At 39.3% G+C, this 11619-nt stretch carries 10 protein-coding genes; 5 read left to right on the top strand and 5 right to left on the bottom strand.

All coding sequences use genetic code 11. The annotated features are described in order from the left end of the window. From ACESMA_RS20435 to ACESMA_RS20415, 5 genes are all read right to left on the bottom strand, one after another. A partial coding sequence (locus ACESMA_RS20435; RefSeq protein ID WP_372950733.1) for a hypothetical protein occupies positions 1–1421 on the bottom strand: 1421 nt, incomplete at its 3' end. Between the two features lie 117 nt (positions 1422–1538). Next, positions 1539–1958 (bottom strand): nucleoside 2-deoxyribosyltransferase, encoded by a 420-nt coding sequence (locus tag ACESMA_RS20430; RefSeq protein ID WP_372950732.1) that lies wholly within the window; start codon positions 1956–1958, stop codon positions 1539–1541. Positions 1959–2023: 65 nt separating this feature from the next. After that, positions 2024–2989, bottom strand: a complete 966-nt coding sequence (locus ACESMA_RS20425; RefSeq protein WP_372950731.1) for a mechanosensitive ion channel family protein — start codon at positions 2987–2989, stop codon at positions 2024–2026. Between the two features lie 25 nt (positions 2990–3014). Beyond that, positions 3015–3851 carry a mechanosensitive ion channel family protein gene (locus ACESMA_RS20420; RefSeq protein ID WP_372950730.1) on the bottom strand — a complete coding sequence of 279 codons (837 nt, stop codon included), beginning with the start codon at positions 3849–3851 and terminating at the stop codon, positions 3015–3017. Between the two features lie 24 nt (positions 3852–3875). Continuing rightward, complete coding sequence (locus tag ACESMA_RS20415; RefSeq protein ID WP_372950729.1) at positions 3876–5552, bottom strand: S41 family peptidase; 1677 nt, start codon at positions 5550–5552, stop codon at positions 3876–3878. Positions 5553–5838: 286 nt separating this feature from the next. Between ACESMA_RS20415 and ACESMA_RS20410 the strand changes: the two genes are divergently transcribed. The 5 genes from ACESMA_RS20410 to ACESMA_RS20390 all read left to right on the top strand — a co-directional run bounded on the left by ACESMA_RS20410 (position 5839) and on the right by ACESMA_RS20390 (position 11530). After that, positions 5839–6561 (top strand): head GIN domain-containing protein, encoded by a 723-nt coding sequence (locus tag ACESMA_RS20410; protein ID WP_372950728.1) that lies wholly within the window; start codon positions 5839–5841, stop codon positions 6559–6561. A 182-nt stretch (positions 6562–6743) separates the two neighbouring features. Continuing rightward, on the top strand, positions 6744–8060 hold the full coding sequence (locus ACESMA_RS20405) for a DUF5723 family protein (protein WP_372950727.1): 1317 nt from the start codon (positions 6744–6746) through the stop codon (positions 8058–8060). Between the two features lie 11 nt (positions 8061–8071). Next, on the top strand, positions 8072–8350 hold the full coding sequence (locus ACESMA_RS20400; protein WP_372950726.1) for a DUF4834 family protein: 279 nt from the start codon (positions 8072–8074) through the stop codon (positions 8348–8350). Between the two features lie 237 nt (positions 8351–8587). After that, positions 8588–10123 carry a glycine--tRNA ligase gene (locus ACESMA_RS20395; protein ID WP_372950725.1) on the top strand — a complete coding sequence of 512 codons (1536 nt, stop codon included), beginning with the start codon at positions 8588–8590 and terminating at the stop codon, positions 10121–10123. A gap of 117 nt (positions 10124–10240) precedes the next feature. Continuing rightward, on the top strand, positions 10241–11530 hold the full coding sequence (locus tag ACESMA_RS20390) for a glycosyltransferase family 4 protein (RefSeq protein ID WP_372950724.1): 1290 nt from the start codon (positions 10241–10243) through the stop codon (positions 11528–11530). Positions 11531–11619: the final 89 nt, after the last annotated feature.

Genomic DNA, 11619 nt, shown 5'->3' with positions numbered 1-11619 from the left:
TGAAACGCCCAGCCTTCGGTTGTTTTCTGCAACAACACAAGTCCGTTGTAGTGCCCCCCGAGTAACATCCCGGGGCTTTTTTGTAGCCTGATGTATTTCCATGCACCCTCCTGGTCACTTATATTTACAGCCTGGTCATCTTGAATAAGAAATGTGCCTGAGTTGTGGCCACAGATTAATTGTCCGTCGAAAATACCCAGTGACCAAACCTGGCCAGCCGTATTTTCCACCAGCTTAAAGGGTTCTTCACTTTCAATAAAATTATTCAGCAATTTTACAAACAGACCCTGGTTGGTTCCCAAATAAAGTTTATCGTTATAAAACCTGCTGCAATAACCAGTTCCCAAACCTTCATTTTCAGTAAAAAAGCTAAGGGGCGAATTTATTTCAACATAGTCAATTCCATTATCGAGCCCAAGCCACAAATTATTTTTATTGTCGGAAAAAACACTTAAAACCGTATTGTTTTGCAGACCTCTGCTCCGGTTTAAATGCTGCAAAATATTTCCTTCGATATCAGTAACAACAATTCCATCCAAAATGGTCCCAAAAACAAACTGGCTATCCATTATTTTCGAAGCACTGTATAATTTATTTCTTGCAATTAATTCATTAGCTGGTGTATCCCACATGCTGAGTATTCCATTTTCAATCCTGAAAATTCCGTTATTTCTTGTTCCAATTAACAGATGATTATCTTTTATTTCCATGATTGCCCAGATTTCAGTATTCTTTAATTCGCCGGCCCAGGGAACTTTATTAATCATCCCATTGATGTATTCAAACAACCCAACTTCAGGTTCATGTAAAAAAAGCCGATCACTTACATTAAAAGAAAAATGAAATCTGTTCTCTGGTTTAATTACTTCAATTTTATTATTGCTCAACAAAAAAAGGTAATCGAAAGACTGGAAAACAATTCCCTGCGGAATTTCATGAATTTTCCATATATCATCAAATTGAATATTCGGATCGGGCAGCAAGTGCCTGAGACTTTGAAAAGAAGGCGGGTTTGATTCGTTTTGATGCAACACGCCAAAATCATTATTTAGGCCTGCAAATACACGATTTTCATCGTCAATTCCTATGGATCTTACGGGGGCCGAACGGGAAATTTCAATTAAATCCCAGTGAACTCCGTCGAAACGTAAAATACCATCATTGTTGGCAAAATACATAAATCCATTTTTGTCCTGAGCAATTCCCCAGTTTTGGGTTCCAGCGTTGTATTCAGATTTTGGATAATTCAGGATACTGGGTGTTCCGGTGGATTTTACCTGAGCTAGCCCCCAATCGGGTAAACAAATTAAAATAAGGATTAAAAATCTGCGAATGGATAGCAAAAGAAAAACTTTTGGGAACCAGGGTTCCTTAAAATCAATTAATTTCAGAATATGTGATATGACTTTCGTTTTATGCACTATAGACTTATCTAATTTCCTTCAAATTTAACACAAAAATTTCCTTTTAATAAAGCAGGATTGTGAATGTGTTAAAAGAAGAAGAAATAAAACAAGGCAAAGGTGTTAATGAAAGTTTTAAATCCTTTTTTCAAGAAATGCTGAAATGGCACTTTTTGTCTCATCGAAATTGCCGTACCTTAAAACTTCCAATTCCGGGCAGCCGGCAATCATAGCCGAAAGGTTTCTTCCGGAGTCGGGTCTGAAAAGGCACAACACTTTTTTGCCTGCTGCAACTGCACGGCCTATTTCGTAACCTACGCCCACGGAAATTGTGGTAATTTCGGCAACCACCACACCGGCTGAAAGGAGCCACTCCAGGTCGCGGTCGTGAATAAAACGGTCAGAATAGCCATCGTCGCCCAATTCGGTGAGACTCGAATCACCAATGTGTTCTGTTAAAACTTCGCCAAAATTTTTTAGGTATTCTATTATTTGTGAATAAAGTGCTGCATCTTCACGGCCACCGCGGATGGAACCGGCAAAATATATTTTCATTTTTTAGTATTGAGATGTTGAGTATTGAGTATCAAGACAAGAAATTTTTGAAAGGCAACCAGTTTTTATTCTTTTTTGTTCGAAACATCAACCTGGCTGCCTTCATTTTTAAACATTTTCCCTTCCCCTTCAATAAAAACCCGTGTTTTTGGCAAACTTTCGGGATAATTTTTTTGCAGGAATTCAATCAAATTTTCACGGACGAACACACGTAAATCCCAGGCAGTTCCCGAGTCTTTGGCGCTCATCAACGCACGTATTTCAATGCTCCGTTCCTTGGCATCGGTTACCTGCAACACATTTACTTTTCCGTCCCAGAGCGGTGTACTTTTCAGCAGGCGGGTGAGTTCTTCCCGCAGTGCTTCGAAAGAAACATGATAATCGGTATAAATGAAAACCGTTCCCAGAATCTCAGAAGTAGTGCGGGTCCAGTTCTGGAAAGGTTTTTCAAAGAAATAAGTGGACGGAACTACCAAACGTCTTTTATCCCAGATATTTACCACCACATAGGTTAATGTAATTTCTTCAATCCGGCCCCATTCGCCTTCAATAATCACAACGTCATCGAGCCGGATGGGTTGGGTTATGGCAATTTGGATGCCTGCCAACACGGCGCCAATAACCCGCTGGGCCGCAAGACCGATTATTACTCCGGCTATTCCGGCAGAAGCAAAAAGGCTGACGCCAATTCTTTTTACTTCATCGAACAGCATTAAAATCAGCCCAATTGAAATTAAAACAATGAGAAAAACCAAAATACGCTCGAGAATATTGAACTGGGTTTGAAACTTACGCGAACGCAGGTTATCTTCTACCGAAACATCATAATTCTCTAAAAAAATTAGTTTCGCAATTCGTATAAACACAATGGCTGCCCATGATAAACTGACAATTAAAAGGATTGAACCTACCCGCGTAAAGGAATTGATAAATTCCTCTTTTAAAAAATCGAATTCTTTTAAAAAATACTTTAAAAATATTCCTGCTAGTAAAAGGAGAACAGGTATTACGAATCTTTTAAAATACTTCATTTAAAAAAAATTTAGGATAATTATTTTACTTCACATTTGTTTTGATGTGAAGATCCCTCTGTGGGAAAGGAATTTGCACCCCGTTTTTACGAAATTCATCGTCAATGGCGTATCTTAACTGGCTCCTGGCGTGTTCAACCAGAAAAGGTTCACGCACCCAGAAAAAAATCTGAAAATCGAGCGATGAGTCGCCAAAATCGGTGAATCGAACAAAAGGTGTGGGATACTCCGAAATGCTTTTATTCTGCAAAGCACATTTAAGCAAAATATCGGTCACCAACCTGGTGTCGGAACCATAAGCAACTCCCACTGAAACCGAAAACCGGGTATTGAAATCCATCTGGCTCCAGTTGATGATGGTGTCGTTCACAAATTTGGAATTGGGAACAACCAGAATCACATCGTCGCGGGTTTTAAGTTTAGAAGTCCTCAGCCCAATATGGATAACTTTTCCTACGGTTTCGTCCTGCAATTGAATGATATCGTTTATTTGAAGGTTCCGCTCAAAAATCAGTACAATTCCTGATGCTATATCGTTGAACAACTGCTGGATACCAAAACCAATACCAACCAAAAGGGCTGTAATACTTGCCAATATCACCGAAATTTTCACTCCTGATGTTTCGAGCAATAAAACCAAAACTACCACCCAAACCACATAGCGCAGAATCAAATAAAGGGACCAATACGTACGTCTTTCGGCTTCCTGCTTTTTAATGAACTTTTTAAAAAAGTTACCGACAATTTTCAAAACGATAAAAGTGGCAATCATCACCAGAGCGATGATAATTACACTTGAAACCGTTATTACAATATGTTCAGTCTTTAATAACTGAAAGTTGATTAGTTCTTCAAAACTCATGATTCATTTCAGGGTTGATAATTTTTACGGACGCTTCATGGTAATAATAATTCCGGGTTCAAAATAAGAAGTATAAGACATAGGGGATTTTAACTCATCAACAGCTTTCAGAATTACTTCATCTTCCCCGATTGAAGCCCGTATTGCGCCTTTTTGGTAATAGAACCGCGAAACTATCTCGTTTTTCAGCAGGCTTTTTATCTCGTTGCTAAAAACATTGAGGTCTTTATCGAGTTGTGGCGAAAGTTTTGCTTTTATTTCTTCAAACTCGCTGGAAGCCAGTTCGTAATATTTTTCCTCTTTTGCCTGTTCAATCAAATCTTCAAGCATTTGTTTCGATTGTGATTCGTATTCAAAATCATTTTCTTTTACAAAATCAGAAAACTGTTTGAAGATTTCATCGGTAATTTCAAATTTTTCGGGTTCGGTAATTGATTCTGTCTGGTTAGCAAAAATTGTGGCAAAATCAAAAACCAGAAAATTCGTAATTAAGCCTATACTGAGATTACTCAATTGTTCCGGTTCCAAAACAATATCTGGCACAATTCCACCGCCATCGTAAACTTTCCGGCCTTTTTTTGTGGTGAATTCCGAAATAAGTGAATCGGGAACATGCCCAACACTGCCATCTTCATTTCTATGTGAATAATCAAGTGCCTGAATACACCGCCCGCTGGGAATGTAGTATTTTGCAGTGGTCACTTTCAGTTTGGAATTGTATGCCAAATCGCGTGTAGTTTGCACCAAACCTTTGCCAAAAGTGCGTGATCCGATTACCAGCCCGCGATCGAGGTCCTGTATGGCGCCGGCCACAATTTCAGAAGCAGAAGCTGAGCCACGATTGGTTAAAACTGCTATGCGAATGGCTGTATCAAGTGGGGTTGAAGTTGCAGTGTAGGTTTTGTCCCACTGTTTTACTTTACCTTTTGTGCTCACTATTTCAGAACCTTTGGGTACAAACAGGTTCACTATTTTCACCGCTTCCTGCAGCAGTCCGCCACCATTCCCGCGCAAGTCGAGAATAAGTGCTTCCGGATTATTCTGTTTCAACTCCAGAAAAGCCTTTTTTACATCTTCACTGCAATTGGCTGTAAATTGCGATAATCTGATGTACGCCGTATTGTTCTCAACCATTCCGTAATAGGGTACCGCATCGATGTTAATTTTTTCGCGTACCACGTCCACCTCAAAAGGTTTCTTTTCGCCGGGCCGCTCTACTTTTATTTTTACGGGTTTTTTTGCGGGGCCTTTCAGCAGATTACTCACATCTTCTGTAGTCATTTTTTCTGTTGATTTCCCTTCAACTTCCAGGATAATATCTCCGGCTTTCAGCCCAAATTTTTGTGCCGGAAAGCCTTCATACGGTTCAGAAATTACTATTTTCCCCTTCTGCTGCCCAATTAAGGCACCAATTCCGGCATATTCTCCGGTAGTCATAAACCTGAAATCTTCCATCTGGTCTTCCGAAATATAATTGGTGTAAGGATCGAGTGACTCCAGCATTTCTTCGATACTTGTTTTCACCAGTTTATTCGGGTTTACATCGTCAACATAAAACATGTTTAGTTCCCTGAAAAGGGTGTAATATATTTCCAGATTTTTGGCAATCTCAAAATTCTTCTGGTCGCGGTTAAAGCTGTAAAAGCCCAAACCGGCAATTATCACAATCAATGTTCCTATCCAAAATTTTTTCCAATTCATAGCTTTCTCCTTTTTATTACCTGAATGAAATCCAATCAGATATATATTTATCTAAACCGACAAAAATAAAAATATTACACGACATTGGTCAATTATCACCCCGTTGCATTACGTTAAAATATATTAACCTCATAAAGTTACTTCCTGAATGGGTGCTTTTACCCTAAAAACAAATACGTTGACGGAAAAAATAATGCCTTTTACTGTAACTTGTTATAAATTGGGGCGTCAATAGTTTAATGAATCAAATTTTTGAATTGCTGAAAACCTTAAATATCAATTTAAAATGAAAACAACAAAACGGGCTTTATTCTTTACGCTGATGCTGCTAACTGCGACATTTACTGCGGTGCAGGCAGGATACAGTAAAAAAACAGAAATCAGAAAAGTTAAAAATTTCAATGCCGTTAATGTTTCGGCGGGTATAGATTTATTCCTGAAAATGGGAGATACTGAAGAAGTAAAAATTGAAGCAGACGATGATATTATTGAAGATATTGTAACCGAAGTTAAAAACGGCACGTTGCACATTTACATGAAAAAAGGAAATTTTTTCAACTTTTTTAACTTTGGCAATACCTCAGCAAGAAAAGTGTATGTATCGGTAACCGACCTCAACAGCATTGATGCCTCATCGGGCACCGACGTAAGGTCTGAAAACACTTTACAAGGCGATGCTTTAAAGGTAAGATCGAGCAGTGGCAGCGATGTAGTTCTGGATATTATTTACAAAGATGTTGCACTTGATGCCAGCAGCGGGGCCGACATTAAAATGAGCGGAAAAGCCAAAACAGTAAGGGCAAGTGCCAGTAGTGGAAGTGACATTAATGCCCGCGATTTGGAGGCCGTAATTTGCCATGCAAATGCCAGCAGCGGGGCCGATGTTGCAGTTCATTCAACCGGCGAAATTTATGCCAACGCCAGCAGTGGTGGAGATGTCAGCTATTATGGAAATCCTTCGGTAAAAAATATTGACGAATCAAGCGGCGGCGATGTTTCTCAAAGGTAAAACCACGTTGTAACAATTCATTCACCTTTTTAAGGTTTTTCCAATACATATTTGAAACCAGTTCCTTTTTTAATTCAGCTCTTTTCGGCATAAAAATTAATTTTGCACGTTTATGCATTATGATTATGCCGTTTAGAGAGAAATTTACATTGAAACTTTTTTCTGTTTGCCTTTTCTGGATCATGCTTTTTGAAGCCTCGGCCCAGGAATCAGCTTCGCTTTACTATTTACCGGGCATTTCGCAGGCATCGTTGGAAAATCCTGCCATTCAAAATCAATCCGGGAAACTGGTAATTGGCATGCCATTTCTTTCAGGTATTTCAGGACAATGGAATTCCAGCGTGCCGCTAAACGCACTCTTTTCAAAAGGATTCAGTTACAGTTTTCACCGGCTTTACGATTCCCTTGATGAAAAAGGACAGATTCAGGCGTCGGCTGGAGCCACTATGTTTTATGGCAGCCTCACGCACAATGAATATTTTTTTAGTTTTTCTGTTTCCGAACGTGCTTTTTCCGAAGGTATTTTCGACCGCGAAATTGTTCGTGTTATTCGTGATGGTACCCAGGAATTTTTTGGTTCGAATGAAAATCTGGGAAATGCTACATTTCATCTAACCCATTACCGTGAACTGGCGACAGGAGTTTCAAAAGAGATATGGAAAGGATTTAATGTAGGTATCAGGCCTAAAATTCTTTTTGGAAAGTTTCATTTCACAGGAGAAGATTTAAATTTTTCGGTGGAAACTAATCCCAATCCGGAACAATTGCTTTTACAAACCGAAGGTAATTTTGTGTTGGCAGGTCCGTTAGAACACGTGCGTGATTCAATTTATAAGTCGTCATCATTTTGGGCCGATTTTTCGCCTGGCGATTACTTTTTTCAAGCCCGGAACCTTGGAGTTGCATTCGATGTGGGGGCAATTTTCAAACCCGATAAGTTTTCAGAAATTTCACTCAGCCTGGCTGATGCCGGAATAATTGGGTTCAGGCACAAAACTTATGATTCCGAATTCACCAGGCCTGCCATCTATCGTCCGCAAAATTTTTATCAATCATACGATCCTGATGAAAATAACTATCTGGAACCGCGTGAAGCTATTATTGCTTTTGGCGATTCGGTTTCCTACGTAATTGATGTAAATGAAACCCGGAGGCGAAACTTTTCTGTGCTTCCTATGAAAATTAATATTGCAGGTAAATACATTTTTTCCGAGAAATTAACTGCCGGATTTCACAACCAGTTTAAAAACTATAAATTGGAAGCTTTAAATTTGTTTTCGGTATTTGCTACGGCAACATTGCATCCAAAATTCGTTTTTTACGGAAGTCTGGCCCTACTAAATACCCAAAATATTTTTCCCGGGTTTGGGGCCAGTTACACATCCAACTGGCTTCAGATTTATTTTACAAGCAACAATATTTTGGGTATTATTCAGCCATTGGCATCAAAACAATTAAATTTGTCATTTGGAGTTAATTTTTTATTTGATACTCAATAATCATCAGAAAAATGAATCTTTTTGTAACACTTTATATTGTGAATTTTTTTCGAACCCTAATCATCATTGCCATCGTTTATTTTGCAATCAGGCTATTTACACGGTATGTACTGCCCATGATTCTTGAAAACAAAATAAAAGATATGCAGCAAAAAATGCAAGAACAGCAAAAACAACAAAGGAGAACCGGTAATCAGGAAGGAGAAGTTACCATTGAATACGACCAGAAACGCAATAACATCCGAAACCGAGACGAAGGGGAATATGTTGATTTTGAGGAAGTGGAGTAAGAAGAGGGAAGCTGGAAGTCGGAAGTCAGGAGTCGGAAGTTGGAAGAGGAGAGTAAAAAGTATACGGTAAAAAGTAATAAGTACGAAAAAAAGTCAACCTTATTTAGGCATGCACAGAAACTGACGAGTGACTGATGACCAATGACATGATTTTTCAATTCAATGCATTTCCTGTTTAATTATTCCGATTAGTTTCTAATTTTGTCGTTCAATTAAAAAAATCAGATTTATATATACATGGCACAGGAAGATATCTTTAAAAAACTGGTGGCACACTGTAAAGAATACGGTTACGTGTTTCAGTCGAGCGAAATTTACGATGGGCTGAGCGCCGTTTACGATTACGGCCAGTACGGCGTTGAACTGAAAAACAACATCAAAAAATATTGGTGGGACAGCATGGTTTTGTTGCACGAAAACGTGGTCGGGCTCGATTCGGCCATTTTTATGCACCCGACCATCTGGAAAGCTTCGGGGCATGTGGATGCGTTTAACGACCCGCTCATAGACAACAAAGATTCGAAAAAACGTTACCGTGCCGATGTGTTGATTGAAGAACAACTGGCCAAATTCGAAGAAAAAATTAACAAGGAAATTGCCAAAGCCCAAAAACGGTTTGGCGATGCTTTTGACGAAAAACAATTCAAAGACACCAATCAGCGGGTGCTGGCCAACCAGCAAAAATACGACGAATTGCATGCACGGTTTGCAAAAGCACTGAATGACAACGACCTCAAAGAGCTTAAACAGATTATTGAAGACGAAGGAATTGTATGCCCGATTTCCGGAACCCGTAATTGGACCGATGTTCGCCAGTTTAACCTGATGTTTTCCACCGAAATGGGTTCCACGGCCGAAGGAGCTTTAAAGGTTTTCCTTCGTCCCGAAACGGCGCAGGGAATATTTGTTAACTACATGAATGTTCAAAAAAGCGGGCGCATGAAAATCCCGTTTGGTATAGCCCAGATTGGTAAAGCCTTCCGTAACGAAATTGTGGCCCGTCAGTTTATTTTTCGCATGCGCGAGTTTGAACAGATGGAAATGCAGTTTTTTGTGCGTCCGGGCACCGAGCTTGACTGGTTCGAAAAATGGAAAACCATTCGCATGAAATGGCATCAGGCACTTGGATTCGGCGAAGAAAATTACCGCTTCCACGAGCACGAAAAACTGGCCCACTATGCCAATGCTGCGGTGGACGTAGAGTTTAAATTCCCATTTGGTTTTAAAGAAGTGGAAGGCATCCATTCGCGTACCGATTTCGACCTGGCCCAGCACGAAAAATTCTCGGGAAAGAAAATTCGCTATTTCGATCCGGAACTGAATGAATCTTACATACCGTTTGTGGTGGAAACTTCCATTGGCGTTGACCGCATGTTTCTACAGGTGATTTCGGCGGCTTACTGCGAGGAAGAGCTGGAAAAAGATTCGCGCGTAGTGCTAAAACTCCCGCCCGTATTGGCGCCGGTAAAACTGGCTGTTTTGCCGCTGGTAAAAAAAGACGGACTGCCCGAAAAAGCACAGGAAATCATTAACACCCTAAAGTTCGATTTTAACTGCCAGTACGACGAAAAAGATTCCATCGGCAAGCGCTACCGCCGTCAGGATGCCATTGGAACGCCATTCTGCGTAACAGTAGATCATCAAACTACAGAGGATAACACCGTTACCATTCGATATCGCGACAGCATGGAACAGGAACGTGTGGGCATAACTGAATTGGGTGAAATTATTGGTAAAAAGGTGAGTATGCGAAGATTGTTTGAAAAGTTGTAATTTTAGAATAAAATTTTTCCGCGGAGGTTTTTCGGGGCAGAGTTTTATTTTTTTTCTCTGCCTTTTCCTTCGCGGTTTTTCTTTTTAACAGGAAATTTTTCACGTTTCAGCTAAATCATGAAGAAAATTTTAATCATAACTTACTACTGGCCGCCAAGTGGGGGCGCCGGCGTTCAGCGGTGGGTGAAATTTGTGAAATATCTGCCTGTTCTGGGAATCGAACCTTTTGTTTTAACTGTACATCCCGATTTTGCGACTTACCCGCAAATTGATTCATCCCTTGAAAAAGATATTCCCCTAACGGTGAAGATTTTTTATGCCAAATCGTTTGAATTGTATTCACTTTATAAAAAAGTATCTTCAAACAAGGAAGTTCCATACGGAGGTTTTGCCAATACGAAAAAAGTTAATCTGAAAGAAAAAATTATCCGGTTTATCCGGGGAAATTTTATTATTCCCGATCCCCGAAAAGGATGGAACAAATATGCCATTGCCAAAGCCAAAGAGTTGATTCAGACCTATCAGATTGAAACGGTTATAACCACAAGTCCGCCACATTCCACACAGCTTATCGGGCTCAATTTGAAAAAAACATTGAATATAAAATGGATTGCAGATTTACGCGATCCGTGGAACGATATTTACTATTTTAAACAGTTCTACCCCACTAAAATTGCCACGCAAATCCATAAAGAGATGGAAAAAAAGGTGCTGAAAAAATCAGATAGAATTATTACTGTAAGTGAAGAGTTGAAAAAACTGTTTGCAAAAAAAACAAAAGGTGTTTTTGATAAAATTGAAGTAATCTCCAATGGTTTTGACACAGATGATTTTCAAAATATTGAAAGCAACACCGATCCGGAACTTTTATACATTTCTTATGTAGGCACCATATCGAAGGAATACAATATTTCTGGTTTGATTCGGGCAGTTTCAGAGTTGCCTGAGAAAATCAAGACCAGGTTAAAAATCAGGTTTATTGGCAGAATTCCATTCGAAATAACCGATCAGTTTAGCCAGGCTGGTTTAATTGAATTGATTGAAATAACTGGTTATGTACCTCATTCAAAAGCCATAGAATATCTGTTTTCATCCGATTTGCTTTTGTTGGTTATTCCGGATGTAAAAAACAACGAGGGAATTTTAACCGGAAAACTTTTTGAATATCTGGCAAGCCGGAAACCCATTCTCTTTATAGGGCCGGAAAATGGAGATGCTGCAAAGATTATACGTGAAACCAACAGTGGTTTGATTTTCGGTTATAAAAGCCACAAAAAAATGTCAGAAGGGATTATTCATTTTTACGATCAGAAACAAACTTCAGCCATTCAGAAAAATTCAGATTTAAGCTATTTGGACTATTCAAGAGAAAATCTCACAAAAAAACTGATTGCAGCTCTAACCTGATTAATTCATAAACACAAATATTGCAATATTTTGGAAAATTACGGTTCGTAAATTTTCCATTTTCGGTGCTACAATTGTATGATGAGGTA

Source organism: Mariniphaga sp. (assembly GCF_041687215.1).
GTDB lineage: Bacteria > Bacteroidota > Bacteroidia > Bacteroidales > Prolixibacteraceae > Mariniphaga.
The sequence above is the reverse complement of the archived record's forward strand: the minus strand, read 5'-3'. Positions and strand labels throughout refer to the sequence as shown.

Coding starts and splice junctions, on each gene's coding strand:
- ACESMA_RS20400 (WP_372950726.1), top strand. CDS start 8,072: ATGAATCTTTTTGTAACACTTTATATTGTGAATTTTTTTCGAACCCTA.
- ACESMA_RS20425 (WP_372950731.1), bottom strand. CDS start 2,989: ATGAAGTATTTTAAAAGATTCGTAATACCTGTTCTCCTTTTACTAGCA.
- ACESMA_RS20405 (WP_372950727.1), top strand. CDS start 6,744: ATGCTTTTTGAAGCCTCGGCCCAGGAATCAGCTTCGCTTTACTATTTA.
- ACESMA_RS20430 (WP_372950732.1), bottom strand. CDS start 1,958: ATGAAAATATATTTTGCCGGTTCCATCCGCGGTGGCCGTGAAGATGCA.
- ACESMA_RS20410 (WP_372950728.1), top strand. CDS start 5,839: ATGAAAACAACAAAACGGGCTTTATTCTTTACGCTGATGCTGCTAACT.
- ACESMA_RS20420 (WP_372950730.1), bottom strand. CDS start 3,851: ATGAGTTTTGAAGAACTAATCAACTTTCAGTTATTAAAGACTGAACAT.
- ACESMA_RS20395 (WP_372950725.1), top strand. CDS start 8,588: ATGGCACAGGAAGATATCTTTAAAAAACTGGTGGCACACTGTAAAGAA.
- ACESMA_RS20390 (WP_372950724.1), top strand. CDS start 10,241: ATGAAGAAAATTTTAATCATAACTTACTACTGGCCGCCAAGTGGGGGC.
- ACESMA_RS20415 (WP_372950729.1), bottom strand. CDS start 5,552: ATGAATTGGAAAAAATTTTGGATAGGAACATTGATTGTGATAATTGCC.